General features: G+C 40.8%; 23 protein-coding genes. All 23 read right to left on the bottom strand.

Going from position 1 to position 23,404, the window contains the following annotated elements; translation table 11 throughout:
- Positions 1–107: 107 nt before the first annotated feature.
- The gene (locus D0S24_RS17025) at positions 108–1,397 is read right to left on the bottom strand and encodes a phenylacetate--CoA ligase family protein (RefSeq protein ID WP_117021024.1); all 1,290 of its coding nucleotides are present in this window, start codon (positions 1,395–1,397) and stop codon (positions 108–110) included.
- A complete protein-coding gene (locus D0S24_RS17020; RefSeq protein ID WP_117021023.1) occupies positions 1,397–3,067 on the bottom strand; it encodes a C45 family peptidase in 1,671 nt (556 codons plus the stop codon). Before D0S24_RS17020 ends, D0S24_RS17025 begins: the two co-directional genes overlap by 1 nt.
- Positions 3,068–3,081: 14 nt before the next feature.
- Positions 3,082–3,954, bottom strand: a complete 873-nt coding sequence (locus tag D0S24_RS17015; RefSeq protein WP_117021022.1) for a cupin-like domain-containing protein — start codon at positions 3,952–3,954, stop codon at positions 3,082–3,084.
- 1 nt (position 3,955) lies between these two features.
- Entirely contained in the window at positions 3,956–5,491 is a 1,536-nt protein-coding gene (locus tag D0S24_RS17010; RefSeq protein ID WP_117021021.1) for an NAD(P)/FAD-dependent oxidoreductase, read from the bottom strand.
- A gap of 129 nt (positions 5,492–5,620) precedes the next feature.
- Positions 5,621–9,316, bottom strand: coding sequence for an MMPL family transporter (locus D0S24_RS17005; RefSeq protein WP_117021020.1), 3,696 nt, complete (start codon positions 9,314–9,316; stop codon positions 5,621–5,623).
- Positions 9,309–10,478, bottom strand: coding sequence for a DUF2062 domain-containing protein (locus D0S24_RS17000; RefSeq protein ID WP_117021078.1), 1,170 nt, complete (start codon positions 10,476–10,478; stop codon positions 9,309–9,311). The genes D0S24_RS17005 and D0S24_RS17000 overlap by 8 nt, the downstream gene beginning before the upstream one ends.
- 109 nt (positions 10,479–10,587) lie before the next feature.
- Positions 10,588–11,076, bottom strand: coding sequence for a hypothetical protein (locus tag D0S24_RS16995; RefSeq protein WP_117021019.1), 489 nt, complete (start codon positions 11,074–11,076; stop codon positions 10,588–10,590).
- Positions 11,077–11,451 carry a 3-hydroxyacyl-ACP dehydratase gene (locus D0S24_RS16990; protein WP_309545105.1) on the bottom strand — a complete coding sequence of 125 codons (375 nt, stop codon included), beginning with the start codon at positions 11,449–11,451 and terminating at the stop codon, positions 11,077–11,079.
- 5 nt (positions 11,452–11,456) lie between these two features.
- Positions 11,457–12,050: a porin family protein gene (locus tag D0S24_RS16985; protein WP_117021017.1), complete on the bottom strand. Its 594-nt coding sequence runs from the start codon at positions 12,048–12,050 to the stop codon at positions 11,457–11,459.
- 2 nt (positions 12,051–12,052) lie between these two features.
- A complete protein-coding gene (locus tag D0S24_RS16980) occupies positions 12,053–12,661 on the bottom strand; it encodes a hypothetical protein (RefSeq protein ID WP_117021016.1) in 609 nt (202 codons plus the stop codon).
- A complete protein-coding gene (locus D0S24_RS16975; protein ID WP_117021015.1) occupies positions 12,642–13,271 on the bottom strand; it encodes an outer membrane lipoprotein carrier protein LolA in 630 nt (209 codons plus the stop codon). Before D0S24_RS16975 ends, D0S24_RS16980 begins: the two co-directional genes overlap by 20 nt.
- Positions 13,264–14,040: a polysaccharide deacetylase family protein gene (locus tag D0S24_RS16970; protein ID WP_117021014.1), complete on the bottom strand. Its 777-nt coding sequence runs from the start codon at positions 14,038–14,040 to the stop codon at positions 13,264–13,266. Before D0S24_RS16970 ends, D0S24_RS16975 begins: the two co-directional genes overlap by 8 nt.
- On the bottom strand, positions 14,034–15,098 hold the full coding sequence (locus D0S24_RS16965) for a beta-ketoacyl synthase N-terminal-like domain-containing protein (RefSeq protein WP_117021013.1): 1,065 nt from the start codon (positions 15,096–15,098) through the stop codon (positions 14,034–14,036). Before D0S24_RS16965 ends, D0S24_RS16970 begins: the two co-directional genes overlap by 7 nt.
- A gap of 83 nt (positions 15,099–15,181) precedes the next feature.
- Positions 15,182–16,378 (bottom strand): beta-ketoacyl synthase, encoded by a 1,197-nt coding sequence (locus D0S24_RS16960; RefSeq protein ID WP_117021012.1) that lies wholly within the window; start codon positions 16,376–16,378, stop codon positions 15,182–15,184.
- 622 nt (positions 16,379–17,000) lie between these two features.
- Complete coding sequence (locus tag D0S24_RS16955; protein ID WP_117021011.1) at positions 17,001–17,258, bottom strand: phosphopantetheine-binding protein; 258 nt, start codon at positions 17,256–17,258, stop codon at positions 17,001–17,003.
- Complete coding sequence (locus tag D0S24_RS16950) at positions 17,255–17,878, bottom strand: 3-oxoacyl-ACP synthase (RefSeq protein ID WP_117021010.1); 624 nt, start codon at positions 17,876–17,878, stop codon at positions 17,255–17,257. The genes D0S24_RS16955 and D0S24_RS16950 overlap by 4 nt, the downstream gene beginning before the upstream one ends.
- Positions 17,875–19,023 (bottom strand): beta-ketoacyl synthase, encoded by a 1,149-nt coding sequence (locus D0S24_RS16945; RefSeq protein WP_117021009.1) that lies wholly within the window; start codon positions 19,021–19,023, stop codon positions 17,875–17,877. Before D0S24_RS16945 ends, D0S24_RS16950 begins: the two co-directional genes overlap by 4 nt.
- Entirely contained in the window at positions 19,016–19,465 is a 450-nt protein-coding gene (locus D0S24_RS16940; protein ID WP_117021008.1) for a thioesterase family protein, read from the bottom strand. Before D0S24_RS16940 ends, D0S24_RS16945 begins: the two co-directional genes overlap by 8 nt.
- Positions 19,443–20,711 (bottom strand): ABC transporter permease, encoded by a 1,269-nt coding sequence (locus D0S24_RS16935; RefSeq protein ID WP_117021007.1) that lies wholly within the window; start codon positions 20,709–20,711, stop codon positions 19,443–19,445. Before D0S24_RS16935 ends, D0S24_RS16940 begins: the two co-directional genes overlap by 23 nt.
- A complete protein-coding gene (locus D0S24_RS16930; RefSeq protein WP_117021006.1) occupies positions 20,704–21,447 on the bottom strand; it encodes an ABC transporter ATP-binding protein in 744 nt (247 codons plus the stop codon). Before D0S24_RS16930 ends, D0S24_RS16935 begins: the two co-directional genes overlap by 8 nt.
- 8 nt (positions 21,448–21,455) lie before the next feature.
- A complete protein-coding gene (locus D0S24_RS16925; RefSeq protein ID WP_117021005.1) occupies positions 21,456–22,457 on the bottom strand; it encodes a BtrH N-terminal domain-containing protein in 1,002 nt (333 codons plus the stop codon).
- Between the two features lie 3 nt (positions 22,458–22,460).
- On the bottom strand, positions 22,461–22,862 hold the full coding sequence (locus D0S24_RS16920) for a hypothetical protein (protein WP_117021077.1): 402 nt from the start codon (positions 22,860–22,862) through the stop codon (positions 22,461–22,463).
- Between the two features lie 85 nt (positions 22,863–22,947).
- Positions 22,948–23,403 (bottom strand): ABC transporter permease, encoded by a 456-nt coding sequence (locus tag D0S24_RS16915; RefSeq protein WP_251795814.1) that lies wholly within the window; start codon positions 23,401–23,403, stop codon positions 22,948–22,950.
- Position 23,404: the final 1 nt, after the last annotated feature.

Genomic DNA, 23,404 nt, shown 5'->3' with positions numbered 1-23,404 from the left:
CGGAAATAGGAATTGAAATGAAAAAGGGGCTATATGGCTTTAGAAGTTAAGAAAATGAAGGATGATTTGCAAATTGTTTTTTGGGGTTGCCATGGCCCAATCCCAAATTAGGGCCTGTGGTCTATGACAATAACAGGTTTTCTGCTCATTTTTGGAAATCGTAATTCCTGAAGGGTTTTAAAATCGTGGAATTCAATGTTGGGGAGTACCCTTAGTTTTGCCCTAAAGTGATCCTTAATGCTCTGTAATAAAGTATTGGTTGGATTGGAAGTAGCTATTTTAATACAAATTTCATCCGTACCTATGTCGTTATGGCCAATTTCGATTACAAAGGCGTCAATTTCGTTAAAAGCGTTTAGGACGTTGTACATTGCAGGAGGATACAGGGTGGTGCCCTTGTATTTGATCATTTGTTTCTTCCTTCCAATAACTGGGCCCAGGCGGGGTGTATTTCTTCCACAGGAACATTTGGAGGTATGTGCCTGCATGATATCGCCGGTTTTAAACCTGAGCAAGGGCATACCTTCCACACCCAGTGTCGTAATGGTGAGCTCCCCTGGCATTCCTTCCCCAACCTGTTTTTCCTCATCGTCCAAAATTTCAATAATGATCAGTTCCGGATGATGGTGGCCTCCCTGCTGTGCCGTGCATTCGGTAAAGGCCGTACTCATTTCTGTGGAGGCATAGGTGGAATAAAGGGGAATGTTCCAATCTTTCTTTATTTTGGTGGCGAGGGTGTTCAAGGAAAAGTCTTCATTCCGTAGTGATTCCCCTATACATATGGCCCCTTTTATCCCGGCTTGGTTGGGATCAATTCCGTGCTGATGGGCGTATTCTATTAATTTTAATAAAAAGGAAGGGACAACAATAAGATAGGTAGGTTTAAACTTTAGTATGGAATCCCATTGAAGTTCAGGAATTCCGGCACCTACCCTAATAATTCCGGCGCCCAGTTCCCGAGCCCCCAAAAAATAGGCCAAACCGGCCATGAACCGTCTATCTATGGTTGTTGTTAATTGTAGAATATCATTAGGTGTAACCCCCGCAGAGGCAAATGAGATAGCCTCGTTATATGCCAAACGGTTAAGGTCGTTATCCGTAAGGGCAAAGGTCACTGGTTCGCCCAAGGTCCCGGAAGTGGTTACATAATCTATTATCTTATGCCTATCTACACATAAGAAATCATCATTGTATTGCTGCAGCTCCTCTTTGGAGGTGGTGGGGAGTTTGCTCAGGTCTGCCAAGGTCTTTATGTCGCCGGCCTGCAAATTATTTTCCTTAAAAATTCTTTTATAGTAGGCAGAGTGTTGGGTAATATAATTAATAAGCTCCCTTAAACGCTGTTCTTGTAACTGTTGAATTGCCTCTGCCGATGCTTTTTCTATTTCAGGGATCATTATTTAAATTTACGTTTTAATCTTCGAATATACGAATGTACCATAGCTTTCTCCGGAACTGTAGTAATTTCTTTTGTACTGGCTTCCATAAAGTTGTTCAGGGCCGCTCTATAATATTTTTGATGGTAATTATAGAGGCCTGTCCAATAATGCGTTTCCCAAAATTCAGGGTTCAAACTCTTAAATTCCTCCAGAAATTCAGGAGTCAAATGTTTATTGTCCGCAACCGCCTGCTTTATCTTATCGATTTCTATGCGATATTTTTCATAGTCTTGATAGGCTTTGGTATATAGAAAACTATCTTTTTCAATATTTTTAGTGGGGATGGAAAGCGCAGACCCGCTCCTGGGATTTAAACTGTCCTTGAAAATTTTACTTAGATCATAGGCCACAAATTCTCCCAATTGGTACGGATTTGAAGAAACCCAGACCAGTCGCTGCTCTGGTTTGAACACAATGCCGTGGTGTGCCAATAATTGGTTTAATGCCTTTTCATTGCCGTAGCCAATGTCGCTGTCCATCAGACCTTGCTTATTTCTAAGAATGTCCACTGCAATTTCCGGACTAATTTTATTGTGGTCCCCCAACAGTTCCTCCATGCGTTCATATCTGTATTTGGAATGGCTTTCGAAGATGTGCTTTTGGTTGTTTTTGTCCTCTGCATAGGCATCGCTCTGAAAGTGGTTGGAGCAGATCAACTGATTGGAATTGGGCACTTCATATACCCCAAAATTGTGGGGAGAGACTTCTATTACCATTGCCTTTTTATCCCTGGCGCTGCCTACCAAAATAGATTCCGATACAAAGACCTGTCTTTTTTTTGCAATGGATACGGCCTCCTCCAGGGTAGCTGAATATTGTAAAATTTCCCTGGTAAGGATGCTAATGGGCGTTTTTGCCACCAAGGGAATTTTGGATTTTCCGGCATTGATGGTAACCGTTAGTCCATGCTCGTTCATTCCAGAGACCACTCCCGTCATGCCGGCCCAGGTCACGGACATAAATTTGTGGCCTTCTGTTGGGTCAACAAAGAAAACTATTTTGTTCTTAGCAAAATCATCCCCTGCGTAAAAGTCAAAATTGCGGCCAAGGATCAGACTCCCGTCTTCGGATTTATTGCCCCATACAGCAAAGGAAGAACAGCCAACAAGGGCCAGATCTTGAAGGGCATGCCCTATATCATGGGCGCCATGAAGGTAAAGAACCCTTGCGTAGGGATCGGCCAAGTAGTTAAATTTTTGGGAGGCGTATCGGGAAAGCCCCCAAATTTCTGCCTTAATTTCTTCAGGGATGTTCCTGTACATTTTTCTATTGTACCAGGCCAGAAATTTTCTAAGGAGGTATCTTTTTGTTTTGGAGGGTACCAATTCTTCTACCTTCGACAAGAATATTGCTTCCTGTTGCCGAAATAGGTCTTCTGTTAAGGCTCCGGTTATTAATCCTCTTTGCAAGGGGTCCCCGGAAACATAAAGTTCCCAAAGCCCTTGTTTGTTTTTGGTGAGGGAGTTATTGGAAGAGGTAAATGAAGTATCCGAGGTTTTCGTTATTTCAGGAATTTTGGCGTTATAGTACCCTATGTTGGGTCTGTCCTTTAGGGATTTTGAAATTCCACAAGAACTGAAAAGCCCAAGCAAAACAGTAACATATACTATCCATTTTATCCGGTACATCCTAATTTCTTAAGTTATTCCTTTCCAAACCTATCATTGGTTTTTGCCAGCATTCTTTTCTCTTTAAAATCTACCCACTTCTGACCCCAAATTTTTCTCATGGTATTTTCAAACGGCCTCATAAGGAATAGGTTTCCCATCATTTTGGACAATAGCAGGGGTTTTTTGGGCAAAGCCCTTAAGGTAATGGAAAATCCACCATCAAGGTACTTAATATAGTGCCAGTATCCACTGGGCATATACAGGGCATCCCCATGTTTCATCTCTACGTATAGTCCCTCTGCTTTTTTTAAGGCCGGATAGCGATCAAAATCCGGATCATCCATATTAATGGATTCCAAATTATGAACGGAAAAAGGTACCTTGTAGAGGTATTTTGACTGATCTGGGGGGAATAAAAGTACACTTTTGTGCCCGTGAAAATGAAAATGTAACAAGTCTGACAAATCCATGTCATAATGGGGAAGCACAGCAGAACCCTCACCGCCAAAAAACATGACCGGTAGGCGCTTAAATAATTTTAATCCTATATCCGGATAATGTATATCATTGATCAATTCAGGCATTTTATCCAGGATATTATAGAAAAAAATACGAAGGTCCGTTGGTTTGGTTTTTAGGATTTCCAGATAATCGTACAGTTTCATTTCCATTACCGGGGCAGCGGAGTTTTGTTTCCCTTTGGTAGGTTCATTGTTGTAAAGGGGAACCACTTGGTCTCCCGCTTTTTTCTGTATGTAATCTAGATTCCATTTCTTTCGAGCAGGCCAATCCGAAGTGAGGTTTTCAATTAAAACAGGACGCTGGGTTTTGTAAAATTGATTAATAAAATCCTCTTTGCTAATAGTACTGACCCTGGTGATTGGAATCGTTTTGAGCTGTTCCATATTAAACTTCTTGTTTTTTATTTACTTCCAAAATTTTTTCCAATAAATAATCCTTTCCCACTAATTCGGAACAGGTAACGATTGCCCCGATGGTTACACCTAGGATACCGTGCATATTTAAACTCTGGCCAGTAAATAGTAGGTTTTTGATTTTTGTCCTGGGAGAAACAAAGGAGTGAAGGGGGTTGTTTACGTCCTTGACATAGCCATACATAGACCCATTATGGGACCCTATATAATCCCTGTAGGATAGGGGAGTGGAGGAATAAACGGTTTGGATGCAATCTCTTAAATTAGGGAATTTTTTTTCCAGTTCCAAAATAAAAATTTCAGTTTTATGCGCCTTGAACTGTTCATAGGTCTGCCCTCTATCATTTTTGGAGGCAACCGTATTATAGGTATTTTGCCAGTGCTCCACTTCCTTAAAATTCATATAGGTCATAGCAATTAAACTGTCCCCCCATCCATCATCTTTTTTATTGATGCCCATAGAGACCATATATCCCTCGGGCCAACTTTCCTGAGTGTAATTTTGTGCATCCCAAATACGATCTTCATATTTAAAATGATAAAAATTCTTATTGTAATATTTAAAGGAATTGGGTTTTAAGACAATGTATACACTAAAGGCCGAAACAATACTCTCAATGTTGTTTATTCTGTTCGTATAGGACTTTCTAAAGTTTTCCAGGCCAACCATTTTTAAAGTAAGCTTGGGTTCTATATTTGAGATGAAGGTATCACCGTTTATTTGCTTTCCATTTTTGGTTTCCACGGAAGTGATATTGCCATTACTGACATTAAATTTGGTAATTTCATGATGCTTGAAGGTATCCCCACCAAGTTTCCTAATTTGACCAATAAGTACTTTGGTAATCTGACTTCCCCCATTAACACATCTATAGGCGCTTTCAATATAGGAATTTACGGAAAGGGCATGCACATAAAAGGGGGAGCGTTCCCCGTCTCCGGCATATAGAAAATTGGTCCCCGCCAATACGGCCTGTAACTTTTTGTTGTTGGTAAGGGAATTGATATATGTTTTGGCATTGAGCTTAAATATCTCCTCTTGGCCGTAGGATGGATTCCCCTTGTTTAAATTGTACAATGGAAATTTGGAACAGGTTTCCCTTAATTTCTTGGTATATGTTTTTATTGCTTTTTCCTCTCCTGGAAATTGGGAAAGTAAACTTTTTTCAAATCGGTCATATCCTTGGGCGTGTTTGTACTCTTTCTGATCTCCATCAAACGTAATCACATCAAAACCGTCTTCATCCAATTTTTTGAGCTTTAATTGGTCCATGATACCCAAATACTTAAAATATTGGTTCAGGTTTTGACCTTCGGATAGTCCGCCAATATAGTGCACCCCGGTATCAAAGATGGTCTTGTCCCGAACAAAGGTTTGAAGGTTGCCTCCAAATTGATTGTTTTTTTCCAGGACACAGACACTATACCCTTCTTTGGCCATAATCAATGCAGAAACCAAACCCCCTAATCCGCTTCCAACAATTACAATATCGTAATGTTCTTTCATAATTGGTATTCTTTACAATTTCCAAAACCAATGTTTAATATCGGATTTTGGTAGGCCTTGTATCCTTATAATAATTAATATCACACCTGGATTGAATCCGAGGATTTTTTTGACTCTTGCGAAACCAGCTTATTTTAGGCCCTTCTTATTTTCCAAGATAACAAGATTATCATATTCAAGGATGTTTTTAAAACCGTTGGGCCCAATAATTTTTTCCGTCAATCTAGCTCCCTCCCTTACCAATATCAATAAGCGGATATTATTTCCTATTTTAAGTGTCAAACTATCCAGGTCCTGCATTTCAAAATCAATGATCATAATATCCGCAGGCATTGCCATAGCTTCTTCAATGGAATTTGTCAATGTTAACTTGGCTATTTGTTGGGCAATAAAACTGTTCTTTACCATTGCCCGTATCTCCTCATCGGCCAAGTAGGCAAAAATTTTTCTATCAACGGAGTTTAAAGATAAAAGAAAATCTAGCTGCCCGTATTCTTTTGAAAGATGAATTATGGAATCCGAGGTGCCAATATGTTTAAGGATAAGGGCATATGTTTTTGCGTTATTTTTTAAATCCCTTTTTACAGATCGGTAGATGGCGTCCCCTTTGTATCTGTAATCCTCCAGAATGGTTCCCTTGAAATAGGTATCCCCTTCCACTTCATTTCTTAGGGTTTGGAATTCGGATCTGAAATGGGCGGCGATCCCCTTGTTGCGCTCTCTGTAGTTTTTGCCGTAGTGTTGATTTTCTTGGGGGATCCTTTCCAATATCTTGACCGTTATACTGCCATTCCTTATTACAAAACTTCCTTTGGGAAGCACCTCCGAATTTCCATGTATCAACACGGGAACAATATCCATATTAAACTTTTCTGCCAAATAAAAGGCTCCTTTATGGAAACGTCGTATTTTGTTGGTGCTGGACCTTGTTCCTTCGGGGAAGGCCATTAATGAGTAACCTTGGGCCACCTTTTTCCTTAAATGTTCCAGGCCATTATCTATCCCGTCGGACACTGGATAAAAACCGGCCAGTTGCACGGCCTTTCCAAAAATAGGGGATTTGTACACCCAGTCGTTTACCAAGTAAATAATCTTGGGATGCAACATGCCAACAGCCAAAATATCCAGAAAGGAAGTGTGGTTGGCAATGATAATGGCCGGTTTGCCAAAATCTTCCCCAGATACATTGATGATTTTTTTGCTAACAAAGGGATTGGTATATAGCACCGATTTCATAAATTTTGAAATGGCCATGTGGAACCATTTCATTTTAACTTTTTTCTTAAAGGGCAGTATTTTCATAACACTGATGCTCCCTATGGACAACAACAATCCACCGGAACCATAATAACCAAATGAAAGGACGGAATGAATAAGTAGCCGAAGACTGATAGGACGCTTTTCCTTATTCCCTATAAAGAGCAAAAATAATAAGGGTTGTATGGTGAAAGCAACAAAAACCGCCGATAGGATACCTATGAGCGATACGAGGCTAATGGAATGCAGGGCGGGGTGTTGTGCAAAAATAAGTACCCCAATTCCCAAAACGGTGGTAATGGCCGAAAGTAGGATAGAGGTTCTGTGCGTTCCAAGTACTTCTTCCCCTTTCCTGTATTCCTTGAGTAGTCCCGTGGTTATGAATATGCTGTAATCTATTCCCAGACCAAAGATAAAGGTGGAGATAATGATATTAAAGATGTTGAATTCTATATGGAACATTCCCATAATACCAATGGTCAGCCACCAGGTCAATAGGATGGGGATACTGGTAACCAAGACCAGGGAAAAACTTCTAAAGAAAAAGAAGAGGATCAGGACTACTATTCCAAGGGAGTAGCCAATTAATTCATTAAAATCGTTTTTGAGATTGCCTAAAAACATCTCGTTCATTTCCTGTCTATCGATTACCAAGGTATTAGGGTAGGCCCTAAAAAGTTGTTTTACGTTTTCTTCATTTCCCTCCTTTAATTTGATCAGGGAGGTAACAGTGGTAAAACCTTTGTTGCTTACCATGTAGTCATCCATAGGCAAGGCCGCTGCATTGCTGTAATCTTCAATCCCCAAGAGGCTAAAATCCTTTTTGAGAAAGGAATAAAATTTATCAAAAGAGTTGGACTTAAATCCTAGTTCCGTACCACTTTCTATTAGATGTTCGGTGGTGTTTAGAATCATATCCTCCTTCCAAAACCCTTTCCATAGATCAATTTTTTCCTGTTGTTTTTTCTGGGACAGGACAAGGTTGCCAATGGAACTAAAGCTAAGTACCTCGCCAAGATTTTTTAGGCTGTCCAATTTGTGGTATAGGACATTGGTAGTTTCCAGGGCCTTGTCGCCATCCTCCCCATAAGTGGCCAAATAAATGGATTTGGAAGACATATTGGTAAGTGCGTCCAATCTTTCCCTGGCCTGTAACAAAGCTGGAGGCTCATAGTTGAGTTTGGCAATATCCTTATTGAAAATCACCTTATCGTGAAAAAATACACTGGCAATCAATAGACCTACAAGGACAGATATACTCCATTTGTTCTTATGGAGCTTGTAGGAGGCTATTTTATCCAAGAGGGTATATTTTACCTTAAGCCTGTCCGTATTCCTATACACATGGGGTATGATAAGGAGTGCGAAAATACAGGAACCGATTACGCTAACGGCAGCAAAAATACCAAGATCCTGTAAGGCTTGCGAATCAAGGAAAAGAAGGCATAGAAAGGCGAGGGCCGTGGTAATACTGCTCATAATTACGGGCTGGGCCACATCGGAGTAAAGTGCCCTTATGGAAGGGTTATTTCTAATTTGGGTCAGAATATGTAAGGAATAATCCAAGGTAACCCCTAACAGAACCGAACCTATCCCCAAGGAAATGGCAGAAATCTTCCCCCTGGTCCAATACAATACGGCAACGGATAGTGTTGCACCAAAAAGGGTAGGGGCAAAAAGGATAAAGGGAATGGTTAATTTTCTATAAAATAGGATAAGGATGCCCATTAAAACGGATAGGGCAATGGTTATCGTAAGACGAATGTCCTCTTTTATTTGTTGGGCGTTGGCAACGGCTATTAGGGTGGCCCCATAATATTCACTTTTTACCCTGTCCTGAAACAATCGGTCCAATTGATCCCGCGTTTCATAAAGCTCTTTTACAAATTTGGTATTTTCCACGGTTTCACTGGAAGGGTGCGCAGGGGTAATAAACAGTAAAATGTTTTGAAGATCCTTGCTCAGGAGAAAACCTTCCTTGAGGGTAAACTGATCCCCCATGCCCAAACTTTTTAGTTTGTTTAGGGCAATAAAGGAAATACCAAGGGGGTCTTTCATAATCATTTCCTTGGCAACGATTCCGGAGGGGGAAATTAATGTTCTGTAGTTTTTTTGTGTTATTTTGGCAATGCTGTCCTTATCCAATTTTTTTGATATGGTCATGTAGTCCTCCCTGTCCAATAGCAAAGGGACATTTTCATAGACAAACTCCAAGGTGTTGCCCAGGTCACCATCATCTATTTTGCCCTGGATCTTCTTTATATGGGATGAAGATTTTTTGGATATACTATCCAAGAAATCATTTGCATACCTTGTTAGTTCTTCAATGGGCGTACCTGGCCGTCGCACAATATTGATAATGATCTTATCCGAAAAATTAACCGATCTTAATACTTTTTGAACCTCTTCGGTCTTGCGGTTACTGGGTATAAGTTTGGTGATATCCTCCTCGAATTCAATATTGAAGGCGCAATAGGCCAGGAATAAAAATAAGGCCAAAAGACCAATGCCGAAGGGCAGTCTTTTCTTGGCCACATATTGATGGAACCTATATAAAAAATCACCCATTTTTAAGTGCAATTTTTTTTCTTTCAAAAATATTCAAAATGATATAACCACATATTCCCGCTGTAAAAGATCCAATAAGGGAAAGGGTTATACTGCCAATTATATAGGATTCCAGATGTTTTATAACTTCAAAATCGGTCCCTGCCTCCCCAAAGGTAAAATTAAACTCGTTACCCAAGATCCAGTGGCCCATTTTAAGGCTTATAAACAGCACAAAAGGTATAAAAGGAGGAAAGCTTACATTGGAAAAAGCAAAGGCAATGGCCTTGTTCAGTTTAAAAAGAACCGCCAAGAAAATGACTATCAGGGTCTGGAACCCCCACAGTGGAGATAAACCGATAAGTACTCCAAGTGCTATGGAGAGCGCCTTTTTTTCATGGGAATCGTTGCTGCCCAGAAAGTCTTCGTGGAAAAACCTCTTAACCCCTTTTTTTTTTATTTTTCGGATAAGATCCCGGGGAAATATGTATAGAAACGTAAGCAGGACCAAGTAGGTGTTTAAAAGGCTAATTCTTGAAAAATCGGTAAACGGTCTAAAATGGGATACCCTTTCGGTTATATCATAGGTTACCTTTATGGGAAGATTCTTCACTTCTATCCCGATCCATGCCGCCTTAACGATCACTTCAATTTCAAACTCGAATTTTTTAGTATGGAAATTGATGTCCTTAAGGGCAAGTATGGGATATAGCCTATATCCGGATTGGGTGTCCTGTAGTTTGATCCCCGTTTCTACCCAAAACCAAAAATTGGAAAACTTGTTGCCAAAACTACTTTTTTTAGGAACGTCTTTTTGCCCCATATTTCTTGCTCCTATGTAAAGTACATCTCTTGAGGCTTCCTTACTAAGGCTGTTGATGAACAGGGGGATATCATCCGGAAAGTGTTGGCCGTCCGAATCAATGGTTATGGCAAAGTGGAAACCTAGTTCAAGGGCTATTTCAAAACCCTTCCTCAAAGCATATCCTTTACCTATGTTATGCGGAAGGTGTAGTGTACGGACATTGGGAAATTCGGTTAAAATATGGGAGGTGGTATCCGAAGACCCATCATTTACGACTATGAGGTTTTGGGTGTATTGCAGCACCCCTTCAATGACTTTTTTTAGGGTCTTATGATTGTTGTAGGTAGGTATGACCACACAGCATTTAAGCTGATCCATAGCCTTAGTTGTGGATGTGGTATAGTGTAACACGGTGCTATTGGCATTTGGTTGTTCCATCTTGTATAAAGATACAGGACATGGCATGCAAAAATAGGAATTACTGAAGTTAAAACAGTTGCTTTTCTTCAGTATTAAATCCTGGGGATTGTAATATATAGGATTTTACAAATTCTTTGACCGCTTTAGAATTTGTCTTTTCGTACTGGTTTAAAATGAAGGTTTTGTCTTCCTGAATATTGGATCGGTATTTTAGAAATTTGGGAGAATTTTCCTGGATTCCTAATCTAAGGCACCTAATTTCTATGCTTTCCGGTTTTTGGGATACCGCAAATTCCAAGAGGGCTACCCCGTTTTTGAAAAGGTTTTTCCTTTCTGTATTATCCTTGGTATATTTTGCCGTTAATGCAGTAACAGCGCCCTTGTAGGCAACCAATACCATATTGTCTTCCTTGGTAACGGTTTCCAGTTTCTCCCTTAAGGCCAAAGCGGTTTCACGGTCGTTGGAGGCCAATTTAAAAGCTTCTCGGATCTGACCCAGATCGGGCGTAAAAGTAGAAATGGAAATCACGTACAGTAGAAAACAGATAAGTTTCATTTATGTGATACTTTTAAAGGTTGCACTTAGTTTTAGGGCCACTGTTTCCCCGAAGATGGTCGTACTTTTTACCTTGATAAGCCCGTCCAGTTCAGTAAGGTTGATTTCTATAAAAAGAACCGGATCCGTTTCAGGGTTTATAATGGCCATGAATTTTACATTTGCGGCAACGGATAGAAACAAATCCTGATCCAGGCTCCTCTCTGTTAATTCCTTTATGATCTGAATCATACATACCCCCGGCATAATGGGTTTTCCGGGGAAATGGCCTTTGAAAATTTCATGCCTGGGATTCAGTTTTATTTTGGCCGATATGCCTTCTTCGTTTTTATAAAAAGATTCTGTTGTATAAAGTCCTTCTATTAACATTAACATTATGGTCACATATTAAATTTATAGGAGAGTCCAATTTGGAATACCCTGTTCAATTGATTCTCCTCCGAATTGCCCCCATACTCTTCGGAGTCATTGAAATCCAGATCTATCAATCCTTGTTTATACCTTAATTCCAATGCCAATCCAAAATCAAACTCGTACCCAATACCTCCAAATATGGCCAGATCAATGGGTGTGATCTCTAAATTGTCACCATTGTCGTTTATCAAGTTGATAAAATTGTCATCAAAATTAATGTCCAGACTTGGACCAAGAATAAAATGGAACCCCTGATTTTTAGAAACAAAAAATTTATTTGCCAGGGCAATGGATACGTAATTAATATTTATTTCCCCCCCATTTCTATAGCTGGCATTGCCTCCTTGGTTGGAATATACAATTTCAGGTTGCATAGTATAATTATCCGTAAAACGGACTGCTAAAAACAATCCTGCATATAATCCGGATTTGGTGTCCAGACCGGAATTTAGCACCTTGGCGTTGTTTAGGCCCAATCTTACCCCTAGTTGCGACTTGCCTTGGGCCGTTAAGGTAGCGGAAATGATGAGGAAAAGGCCGATAAACAGTAACTTTTTCATTTCTAAATGGCTTTTAAATCTATAGTTAATCCAATGTTTTTGTGCTGTATTTTAATTTCCCTTGCATGGTCGTTTTCCAATTCTGTAAAAATATAATCCGATTTCACTTTGCTACCTTTTGTTTCCAGTATTTTATGTAGCCGTTCATCCGTTGTTAAGTAAAAGTAAGTGTTATTCCCTATTTTCGTCTCAAAGTATGTGCTGTCCCCTATTTTTTGGTAATGGTTCAGAATGTTGGCGTTTTCATGGGTAAGGACAAAAAAATCCTTCTTAAGAAGGCTTATAAGAATTTTTTTATTCATTTCACTGAGTATAAAATTAATTCTGAATTCGTTTTTGATGAACGAAAAATCAAATAGTTTATTGCCCAATTCAGTTGTGAAAACTACCCTATGGTGTTCTGGTCCAAACTTTTTTACAACAAATATGCCGCCAAAGGATTTCTCGCCAAAATTAATTTTGGCCTTGTAGATATAATCCATTGAAATGTCCGAAAAGTAAGGATTGACTGCAATTGCCACATCACTATCTATTCTTCCTAGATTATACTTTTTTGGAAAGGAAGCACAGGCAAATAGCAAGAAGGTTAGGCTAATTGGTAAATACTTCATTGTCCAAAGGTTTATTGATTTGCCGATCGGTAAAGACAATTCTGGTATAGTCATTGGTAGGTTCCACCATTTTGACCTCCATAACATCGGCCTGCTCCTTATTAAAAAACAAAATAAAAGAGGCGATATAGGCCTTTATTTTTTCGTCTTTGGGGATAAAGATGACCTTGAAATATTTAGGATCTTTAAAGTAACTCATAGTGAAGTCCGAATCTTGGAACAAGTTGCCCTTTATACTGTTGACAATTAATTGGTTCAGCTTTTTAAACAGCATATTATTTCCCAGATCCATATTGCTTTTGGTCCCGGAATCGTTAATCAATAACTGGTCTTCCTTAAAAATAATGCTGTATTTGAAGGGGTCTGTATACTCCCATTTCACCATGTCGGGAGCCTTAAAGGCCATTTTGCCCTTTGTAGTGATATCATTGGACAAAAAGTCCATGTGCTTATACTGCGTAAAATTGCTTTGGATCGTGATCATGGTCTTGGATGTCTTGTTAACCATGGCCTTGAAAGAAGTAATTTCGGGATCGCTCATAGTACTTTCCTGAGCGAAGAGCAGGGAGGTATGGGCGATCAGCACAATTAAAAATAATAGTTTACGCATAGGCTTTAATATCTAACAATTGGTCTACAGTAACCGATTGAATTTCGTTCTGCTTTAAAAATAGCAATAACTGTTCCAATACTTCAACAGTTTTATCGCTACTGTCATGTAGGAGTATAATGTCGCCTTTTTTTATTTTATTGGTGATCCGCTCCAGGACTGTTTTTTTTGATCTTTTGGTAGTGTCCAAAGACCGAATGTTCCAGCCAATGGTAGTGAGTTGAAGTTTTTTGACCGCCTTGGTTATACTTGGATTCGTTACCCCAAAGGCGGGTCTGTACATTTTGGGGTCAAGTCCTGTTGTTTCCTTTATGGCCCTATTTGTTCTTTGGAGCTCCAAAATTACTTTTTGCGTTCCATAAAATCCAAATTTATTGGAATGCGAGTAGGTATGGTTGCCAATGGTATGCCCGTTGGCTACTATTTTCTTGACAATTCCACCAAATTGGTGTACTTGATGGCCTACACAAAAAAAAGATGCCTTGGCATTATATTTTTGTAGTAGTTCCAGAACTTTTGGAGTAAAATTGGGATGTGGGCCATCATCAAAAGTAATGGCCACCAAATTGTTGGGGATGTTCTTGTTGCCATGCAAGGCGGGCAGATGATAATTCCAACGGATGTGGAAGGAGCCGATAATGGTAATGGTCAACCATATGGCACCAAGAAGAATATAGGGCCACCAACTTATTTCCTTAAATACATCCAATAAAATAATGGCGGCAAAAGCAACTCTAAAAATGTTATTTATAACGGGATACTTCAACATCGGCGAAGTAGGGTGAAACTATGGTTTTTACCCCTGTACTGATTGTACAGTAATATGGATTCAATTTTGTTGGCCCTAAAAGTATTTAGGGTAATGGCACTAGGGGTATGTTGGGTCTTTAGAATTTTAGCTCCCAGCCAAAATCCAAAAGCGGAGGCGGTGTTGAATTCTCCGCTCAGATGTTTGTAATAAACCTGTTGGGTGTTTTTAAAGGGCCCATTGGTAAGATCCAAATAATAATCATCGTAGTCAATGTCCCCATTATTTCCGCTGATCAATACATCTATATCTGCCTCCGACAGTTCATTTTCCTTTAAAAACGCTTTAAGAACGGCCATCAGTTCCGGTTTGGCCAAGGTATTGTAGGTCTTCACATCCAGTACCTGGGCGTAGCTGAATTCTTGTTTGTTGTTGGACAGCACAAAGAAATTGGCACCTTCCCCAAATACGGCGCCCACGGTATTGGAATGCAGTAGCTTGTTGGAATGTACCTTTTCCGGTTTTATATGTTTTATTAGTTTATGTATGGCGTTGGTGTGTTCCCCGGACTCATCTACACCACCAACAAGTATGTTTTCCGCTTCCCTGCACTCCAATTGCATTAAGGCATCCATAAGGGCCGATTCAAAAGAAATACTGCTATGTACATAGGTGAAATTATATCCCTTGCATCCAATACCCAGTGCTATCTGGCCCGCAACGGTATTGTGGGTAGATTGTATAAAGGAGGTAGGGGTAAGGAATTGCTCATTATTGTCCAAAATAGCGGTTACAAATTTTTCGGAATCCCGGACACATCCCATTCCCGTCCCGGTTATAATGGCATCTATATCCGTTAGGTGCGCTTCCTCCAAGGCTATTTTGGAAGCAACCACCCCCATTTTTATACCTTTTGCCATTCTTCTAGCTGCCGCTGGCGGAATAAAATCCTTGTAGTTGGGTTCTATTGCAGAAATAACAGTGTCCTCATAGGGTGTTATTTCCTCCAAAAAATCATTGTTGTCAAATGTTTTTTGTGCAGATATGGAACCGATACTGTTTATATAAACTTTTTCCATTGGTTGTTAGGAATGCCGAATTCTAATATAATATCAAATAAGCTAAAATGGACCAAATGTAAATATAATAATTCCTTCTTAGGCTATTTTGAAAAAATCAAGGTGGAACAATTACCTCCAAACCCCAGGGAATTGGACAGAACGGTATTTAAGACTTTTTCTTTTAAGGAGGTTTCTGGAACAAGGGCAAACTCTTTCATGGGAGTTTTAAAATTTAAATTGGGATAGATAATGTTGTTTTGAAGCGCTAGAACTGCATATACCGCCTCTATTGCACCTGCTGCGGCCAGGGTATGCCCCGTATAGGCTTTGGTGGAGCTGAATTCTGGCACTTCTTCGCCAAATACACGGATAATGGCCCGTCCTTCGGACAGATCATTATTGCCGGTGGCGGTCCCATGGGCATTGATATAATCAATATCCTTAGGCACCAATCCTGCAACGGCAAGGGCCTTCTCCATGGCCAAGGTGGCACCATCCCCGTTTTCGGAAGAGGCCGTTTGATGATAGGCATCGTTGGCATTGCCATAGCCTACTACATATCCCAACACTTTTTTATCTTCCTTTTTTACCAGGAATTCCGATTCCAATACCAAATATGCTGCGGCCTCCCCTAAATTTAATCCTTTTCTATTTTCGTCAAAAGGGGTGTTATAAGTGTTGGACAGAATCATTAAGGTGTTAAAACCGTTAATGGTGAATTTCGATAAACAGTCGGCACCACCAACAATTACCCTATCCAATTTTCCCGATTTTATTAATCTGGCCCCAAACATAATGGCATTCGCTGCAGAGGAACAGGCAGTACTGATGGTGGTGACCAAACTTTGGTCCAAGCCCAATTGTTCCGCTATTTTTTCCGTTGAATCCCCGGCATGGTGGCCCTCAATGTACCTTCTGTTGTCCCCACTTTCCAGGTAATCGTAATAAAATTTTTCGGTCATGTCCATTCCTCCAACACTGGTGGATGAAATAAGTCCCGTCCTGTAAGCTTTTATATTGGTTATTTTGGCATCAGCAATGGCTTCTTTGGCCGCAATGGCCCCTAATAAGGCCGTTCTGGAGTAATTATTGTTGGGACCTAAACCCAATATAGCCTCCAATTCCCCGTTGGTGAATTCAATTTCACCTACCATAATACTGCCTTTGTGCACAGTGTCTATTTTGGAAATATGGGATATTCCCGTTCTCTTTTTTAAGAGTGCACTGTAATTCTCGGCCACATTGTTTCCAATGGCCGAAATGATACCCATTCCCGTAATAGCTACTCCTGTGGACATTATTTTTCTATTATCTAGTGTTAAGTTAATCGTGAAATGACTTCTCGACTCCGCTACCATTGACAACTTTATTAAGAATCTCAATGATTTGAACTCGGCAACGGCAGTCACTTCGACAGAGTCCCTTTTCGGGACGACGAGAAGTCGCATATACTGGCCGGGAGCTGGATGTGCGATTTAGCTCATGTCATATTTATTTCACGGGTATTCATGAACCTTCGGTTTAGCTTCGCTGAATCTCCAATTTGGCTTCGCTGAACCTTCGGTTTCTCATATGCATTCGAAATGACGTCCTCGAAACTTTTAATTTATAACTTAAACCTTTAATTATTACTCTACCGGTATCCTATATGTTTTGTACCTCAAAATCAAATTTTAAAATAATATCATTTTATCGGCTTGAAAAATAAAATTTCTAGGGGCTCGAAGTGACGATCGATTGTCTGGTCGAGCGTCCGCCTGTACTGAACGGTCCGTTCGGGCGGGGATCGAGACCTAAATTAAATGACAAAACATCCTTAACATAACACTAGTTTAAAGGTTAAAACCCCGCCTGAACGTAGTCGGGCATGCCTGCACACCGGCTTGACAGGCCTGCCTTTGCCCATTGCATACAATAGAATTATTTTGTGCGGTGCTCGGCAATATATTTTGCCATTACTTCAATGGATTCAAATATTTTTTTCCCCTCTTTGGGGTCCGTAAGTTTTATACCGTAATCCTTGTCCAACATTACTATGAGTTCCAAGGCGTCAATGGAGTCCAGTCCAAGGCCATCACCAAACAAGGGATCATTATCTGCAATTTCCTCAATTGCAATATCCTCCAAGTTTAATTGGGTAATTATTTTTTCCTTAAGTTCTTGTTTTAAATCGCTCATTTGGTTGTGTACAATTTTATTATTTCTTCTTTATGATGTTCAATGTTTCCTTCCGTAGAAACTAGGTACAAAAATGCCTCGTAGTCATCTGTGTCACAGTTTACCCACCCGCACAATACTTCGTCCGCTTTTTCGGTTGTAATTAAACCCATTGCGTAGTCGTGTAGATATGCTACATTAAAGTGGTTAAAGATAAAAAAACTATTTTCAGAATATAGCCTATGTTTAATACTTATCTCCCCAAGACAAATATTGGGCAAGGTATAGACAAAAACAGCTGGACTTGGAAAATAGTTTTCCCTGTCCGTAATGGACTCTTGGTGCTTTCTGTCCGTTTGCAGGCTGGAAGCACTATTTGAAAAGACCAGGGCAATATTTTTCGACATTTCGGAATCCCGGATCATCGGCTTAAGTAAAATATCGGCGGCCAGAAACCCAAGTTTGCTGAGGTCGTCCATTTTAAAAAACTTGGGATAATTCGTAACCATTTTTTTATAGGCCAGTTTTAAAAAAGTGCTGAAATCGCTACCAGGGTCTTCCATGAGCAACGTATCGTTCAATATGACCCTGTTGTTGGATATACTGCAATATCCCTTTATTTTTAGCTGTCCGGTCTTCATGATCCTAGCTTTTTAAACACGGCTGCCGTATTGCAACCTCCAAAACCGGAGGCTGTCTTTAAGAAGCAATCTAAATTCCTGACCGTAGGAGCCGTAATAATATTAAGGGGTTGCGATACTCCCAACTCGGTGAAGCCCATGGAGGAATACAAGGTGTTGTGGTAGAGGGAGTGCATGCCCACAATGGTTTCCACAAGGCCGGATGCCCCCAGGGTATGTCCAAAATAACCTTTTAGGCTGTTCAATGGAACAGAGCCCAGACCTAGTCTGTTCAAGGCTATGGCCTCCATCTCATCATTGAACTGGGTTGCAGTGCCATGGGCGGAAATATAATCTATATGGCTAGGGCCAACCTTGGCTTCTTTAAAAGCCGAAAGAATACTCCGGTAAAGGCCTTCCCCTGTTCTTGATGGGCCGGAAATATGATTGGCATCGTTACAGGAAGCTTCGCCCAGTATTTCTACGGCCTCTGCGGGTAAATTGTTGTTGTCCTTGGTTATCAGGACACTAGCGGCCGCCTCTCCTATATTGATGCCGGATCTTTGCTTGCAATAGGGTTTGCAGGGCAGGGGGCTCAATGCTTGGAAAGAATTGAAGCCCGAAAGTATAAAATTGGAAACAACATCGCCCCCAACTATAAAAACCTGATCGAAGGTTCCCTGGGAAATAAATCTTTTACCTACAGCAATGGCCAATAGTCCGGACACACAGGCATTGGAAAGTACAATAGGCTCTGTGGCAAAGCCAAAGTAATTCTTTACGATATGCCCTAAAGTTCCCAAATAGGCCCTTTCCGGGGGCATATGGTGTTTCGGATCCAGACAGTCTATATTTCCTTTGGTGGTGGACAGAATGAGTCCTACCCTATCCGTTAATTCAACTCCGGAGGCGGTAATGATATTGCCCAGGGATAGGATCATCATTTGCTCCAAGCGGGTATAACCACCATTCCGGCCCAATTTTTTAAAGGCCTTACTTAGGTAATGGGAATCGATGACCGAAGCGTAAAACGGATCGGGAAACAGGTTTTCATCCTCAATTAATGTTATCCCCGATAATCCCTCATGCATATTTTTTACCACTGTAGGACTATCAAAGCCCAAGGAGGAAACAATATTGTTATATGAGAGATAGGTACTATTCATTCAATAATCCAACTTTTTGTTTCCATTTCAAAAAAAATGTAGGCATGGTCAGGGATAGACCGCCATCGTCCTCTACAAAAACCTGTATGGTCTCCCCGGTACAGACCAATTTGTTTTGGGGATCATAAATTTCGTATTTAAAAACCATTTTTGCGGCCGGGGAATCTACAAAAATTGTTTTTATCGTGGCCACATCACCGTAGCGCAAAGGAAGTTTGTGTTCACAAGTGGATTTAACGATGGGGGTAGTGTAGCCTGCCGCCTTATGATCCAAATAGGCAATTCCGTGGTGTCTGCCAAAGGCTTCCCTACCATCTTCAAAATATTGGATATAATTACCGTGCCATACAATGCCCAATGGGTCCGTTTCTGCAAAGCGAACCCTAATTTCACTAGTGAAGCTAATCTCTGATCTGTTTTTAGACGGCATTTTTTCTTTCATTATACGCAATGGAAATTGCGGTAGTTATTACAAAAAATAGAAATAAGAGGGCAAGTTCGGGGATTACATCTAGAATGCCCACATTTCTCAGAAAAACATCATAAAAGGCATTTAGGCCCCAGTTCATCGGTGATAAATTGGAAAGTGCCTGCATAAATTTAGGCATTATAAAGACAGGCACCCATACCCCTCCCAAAGCGGCCAAAATAACAACAAAAGTAGCTCCGAAGGGAGCGGATTGCTCCTGGGTCCTGGCCACCGTTCCCAATAGCAACCCAAGGCCAATGGCCGCAAGTCCCGCAAATATGGCAACAAGGAACAATAGGGGTATTTTTCCCGAGACCTCAAGACTGGGCAGGCCAAGTGTTGGCAAGAGGTAAACCCCTATTCCCAACATCAGGCCAAACTGTATGAGACAAACCGCAAGGTAAACTACTGTTTTTCCTCCCAATACTATTAGATAGGAAACGGGGTTTGTCCTTAGGCGAACAAAGGTACCTTGACTTTTTTCCTTGACCATATTGATGGACAGGGGAACAATGATGAAAAATATGGCGAACAGGGTCCATGCCGGCACATTGTGCTGTACGGAGTTTGGAATTATTTCATTTTCGCCAGTACTTGGGCTAATCTCTTTAAAGGTGATAAAACTTTCGGTGTCAAAAATCGCCTCGGTTTCATCATCCGTTATTTGGGCTTGGAAAGCCTTGTAGATAGTTTGGGTCTCTATTTTAAAGATCATCTTGTCTATCCCGTTCTTTATGGAGTTTTTAAAGGTCATTTGTGTGGCGGGATCAAAATAGAGTATTACCTCTTTTTTTTCCGGATCCTCTTTTTCGGACCGTGGTTTTTCCTCTTCCAAACCAAATTTGGATAGCAGGCCTTCTACATTTAGATTTACTTTTTTTTCCAGCCCGGAACTAAGGTTGGGCGGAATTACAATGGCCAATTGATACTTGCCCTTAAAAACAAGTTCTTTGGCTTCGCTGTCCGATTTTTTGTCGATAATAGTAAAGGATTTGGACGCTGCAAGTCCATCGTATATGCTTTTGGAGACCTCTCCCTTATCATTGTCCACCCATAGAATGGGAATTTTGTTGTCATTGATAGACCTAAAGGTACTATCCTGGATCATGGTGATGGTGACCACCAAGACCAGGGGCATTACAAATAAAATGGCCAATCCGCCAATATCCCTAAATAGGAGTAGTAGTTCCTTATATATGGAGGCCCAAAGTTTATGCATGATCTCTCAGGGCTTTTCCGGTCAAGGTCAGGAAGACGTCTTCTAGATTACGTGATTCCGGGTATTTGGAAATTAGATCTTTAGGTGCCCCTTCAATGATGATCCTGCCATGGTCTATGATGGCCACCTTGCTACAAAATTGTTCGGCTTCGTTCAGATGATGGGAGGTATAGATGATAGTGGTTCCCTGGGCGTTCAATTTCTTTAAATGTTCCATAATTACATTTTTGGATTGAACGTCCACGCCAACCGTAGGTTCGTCCAGGAACAACACTTTGGGGCCGTGCAAAATGCTGGCAATTAAGTTGACACGTCTTTTCATTCCACCGGAAAAAGTATCCACTTTTTTGTTGTAAAACTTTTTCAGCCCCAAGATTTCCAGATGGGAATGGATCTTTTCCTTTAATTGTTTCCCTTTTAATCCGTACATGCTGCCCAGATAATGTAAATTTTCATATGCGGTAAGGGTAGGGTAGAGGGCATATTCCTGGGGTACTATACCAATTGATCGTTTAAGTTGGTTGGCATTTTTTTGGAAGGTAAGTCCATTGATGGAAAAACTCCCGGAGGTAGGTTTTATCAAGGAACTCAACATGGAGATCAGGGTTGTTTTTCCCGCTCCGTTAGGCCCCAATAGACCAAAAATTTCCCCTTCGGCTATTTTTAGATCGAGGTCTACTACCGAATATTCCTCGTTATTTTTATATTTTTTGGATAGATGGGATATTTGAATCATGGGCTGCCTTATATTGCCTTTTTCAGTTTTTTAAAAAAAACTTCCTCTTTGTTGGCGATATCTTCAAGAAGGGTGGCTACATGGTCGTATTGGTCAACGGCCACATTATTGCTCCTGTTTTTGTATATGCGCGATGCCTCTACCGCAAAATCGCGCCATTGGTCGCCTATCAAGGTCATCTCTTTGGAAAGTTCCAAAAGCCGATCGTTCGCCAACAATTTTCCCACCTCTTGTAGGAAGGCGGCGTAAATATACCGGAACCCGCCACCTCCAGTACCTATTTCTTCCTGCATGCGCACAATTTGTCCCAAATAATGGTTGGCAATTTTAATCCCCTTTGCCTTTGGCCATTTACGAATAAGTTTGGCAATTTTTCGTATCCCCTTTACCCCAACGATGGGGACGGGGGCCAGCATATCCCTGCAGGTGTGCCTTATTCCTTTAATAATGGCTTTTTCCAGCTGTAACTTTTCGGGGAAAGCCGTAGGATAGTAAATATGACCCTTAGGGGCAAAGGCACCTTTGGCAAACCTTACTTTTTCCAGTTCTTTTTCGGTAAGCGAGGTAACGGTTTCCATTACGGGATCACTAATTAAGTAAGTACCCTCCTTTTTGCCGTAGACCACCATATTGTGGGCGTTAAAATGGAAGCGATATTCGTCAGGGAAATAGGGCAGGTTATAAACGCCTACCTGAAGCCCCACCGGATTGTTCCTTTTTAGGTTTTCATCCAATCTGGCCTTGGCGGTTTGGGGATTTCGAAATTTTTCACGTTTTATTTTAATCCCCACCCTTGTGGCGAATCGGGTAAAGATTATGCCGGGCATGGCCCTATAGGACACCACGGGGGCATAGTTCACTTTTAAAAAAGGGATATAGGTAAACAAGAGCCCGGAGCCTATTCCAAAAACCATCGGTTCACTTACCGTAAACCCATTGTACGTCATTAAGTTGGCTACAACACCGTTCTCGCAGTGTGCGGCCTGCTTATGTTTAAAATCTATTTCCATGGTTTAGAGATCGGTGCGTTTTAGCTCTTCGATCGTAACCTCGAAGACATCTGCATATTTTTGTAATGTTTTGTTGTTAAGGTTGTTGAATACGGCAGGCCTAAAATGTCTTTTAACCCTCCATTTCCAGATCCCCACGTAGCTCGCCAGGATGGGAAGGTCCATTTTATGGAGTTCCATATAGTATTCCAAGGGACTTGCCTTAAGTTCCCTTACCCTTTGTTTTGAAGCGGCAATACGCTCGTTCAAGGCCTCTATGGCATTGTTCAGGGCAATGGTCTTGGGGCTCCAACCCGTGCTTAATTCTGTGGTATACTCTCCGTTTTCATCAACGGCATAGCACAGTTCCTTAAAATTGGCCGACTCAAGATTGCTTTTGTCCTGTGGTACTTCGTTCTTTTTCATGCCTTGGGTCATTATAATTTATATACCAAAGTTTACTGGCCTATAAAGTTATTAATACAATTTCATATTCGATCCGCGGATGCAACTAAACTTCCTGTATCAAGAAATTTAAAATACAATCTGCCACTAATTCTTTCCCCGTATATATTTTGCATTCCATAGTGCAGATGCTAAAATTTCCCGCACTGTAATTGGAAAGGAGATTGGCCTTTGTAGTTAGGATATCCCCTGTTTTGGGCAATAAAAAAATATGGGCTTTTTTAATTCCACTAATAAAACCGATAATGCTATTGCCCGCCCCTTCAAGGTCGTCTGCCGCAAAGAAATCCTGCCCAACAATTGCGGAGCATGACTGTGCGGCATTTTCTATAATCCCCGATTCGGTAAACCTATCGTTATTTACAAAGATACAATCTTTGGTTACTTTAAATTCGGTGGTCACCGTATCCTCGTTAAGATCAATTATTTTTGTGACCATGAGCATCGGTGCCCTATGGGGTAAAAATTTGTGTATATCGATATGTGAACGCGCTGTATCCACT

It is taken from the genome of Arenibacter sp. P308M17, assembly GCF_003426735.1.
GTDB lineage: Bacteria > Bacteroidota > Bacteroidia > Flavobacteriales > Flavobacteriaceae > Arenibacter.
This window is presented reverse-complemented; position numbering and strand designations above follow the sequence as displayed.

Coding starts and splice junctions, on each gene's coding strand:
- D0S24_RS17025 (WP_117021024.1), bottom strand. CDS start 1,397: ATGATCCCTGAAATAGAAAAAGCATCGGCAGAGGCAATTCAACAGTTA.
- D0S24_RS17020 (WP_117021023.1), bottom strand. CDS start 3,067: ATGTACCGGATAAAATGGATAGTATATGTTACTGTTTTGCTTGGGCTT.
- D0S24_RS17015 (WP_117021022.1), bottom strand. CDS start 3,954: ATGGAACAGCTCAAAACGATTCCAATCACCAGGGTCAGTACTATTAGC.
- D0S24_RS17010 (WP_117021021.1), bottom strand. CDS start 5,491: ATGAAAGAACATTACGATATTGTAATTGTTGGAAGCGGATTAGGGGGT.
- D0S24_RS17005 (WP_117021020.1), bottom strand. CDS start 9,316: ATGGGTGATTTTTTATATAGGTTCCATCAATATGTGGCCAAGAAAAGA.
- D0S24_RS17000 (WP_117021078.1), bottom strand. CDS start 10,478: ATGGATCAGCTTAAATGCTGTGTGGTCATACCTACCTACAACAATCAT.
- D0S24_RS16995 (WP_117021019.1), bottom strand. CDS start 11,076: ATGAAACTTATCTGTTTTCTACTGTACGTGATTTCCATTTCTACTTTT.
- D0S24_RS16990 (WP_309545105.1), bottom strand. CDS start 11,451: ATGTTAATGTTAATAGAAGGACTTTATACAACAGAATCTTTTTATAAA.
- D0S24_RS16985 (WP_117021017.1), bottom strand. CDS start 12,050: ATGAAAAAGTTACTGTTTATCGGCCTTTTCCTCATCATTTCCGCTACC.
- D0S24_RS16980 (WP_117021016.1), bottom strand. CDS start 12,661: ATGAAGTATTTACCAATTAGCCTAACCTTCTTGCTATTTGCCTGTGCT.
- D0S24_RS16975 (WP_117021015.1), bottom strand. CDS start 13,271: ATGCGTAAACTATTATTTTTAATTGTGCTGATCGCCCATACCTCCCTG.
- D0S24_RS16970 (WP_117021014.1), bottom strand. CDS start 14,040: ATGTTGAAGTATCCCGTTATAAATAACATTTTTAGAGTTGCTTTTGCC.
- D0S24_RS16965 (WP_117021013.1), bottom strand. CDS start 15,098: ATGGAAAAAGTTTATATAAACAGTATCGGTTCCATATCTGCACAAAAA.
- D0S24_RS16960 (WP_117021012.1), bottom strand. CDS start 16,378: ATGTCCACAGGAGTAGCTATTACGGGAATGGGTATCATTTCGGCCATT.
- D0S24_RS16955 (WP_117021011.1), bottom strand. CDS start 17,258: ATGAGCGATTTAAAACAAGAACTTAAGGAAAAAATAATTACCCAATTA.
- D0S24_RS16950 (WP_117021010.1), bottom strand. CDS start 17,878: ATGAAGACCGGACAGCTAAAAATAAAGGGATATTGCAGTATATCCAAC.
- D0S24_RS16945 (WP_117021009.1), bottom strand. CDS start 19,023: ATGAATAGTACCTATCTCTCATATAACAATATTGTTTCCTCCTTGGGC.
- D0S24_RS16940 (WP_117021008.1), bottom strand. CDS start 19,465: ATGAAAGAAAAAATGCCGTCTAAAAACAGATCAGAGATTAGCTTCACT.
- D0S24_RS16935 (WP_117021007.1), bottom strand. CDS start 20,711: ATGCATAAACTTTGGGCCTCCATATATAAGGAACTACTACTCCTATTT.
- D0S24_RS16930 (WP_117021006.1), bottom strand. CDS start 21,447: ATGATTCAAATATCCCATCTATCCAAAAAATATAAAAATAACGAGGAA.
- D0S24_RS16925 (WP_117021005.1), bottom strand. CDS start 22,457: ATGGAAATAGATTTTAAACATAAGCAGGCCGCACACTGCGAGAACGGT.
- D0S24_RS16920 (WP_117021077.1), bottom strand. CDS start 22,862: ATGAAAAAGAACGAAGTACCACAGGACAAAAGCAATCTTGAGTCGGCC.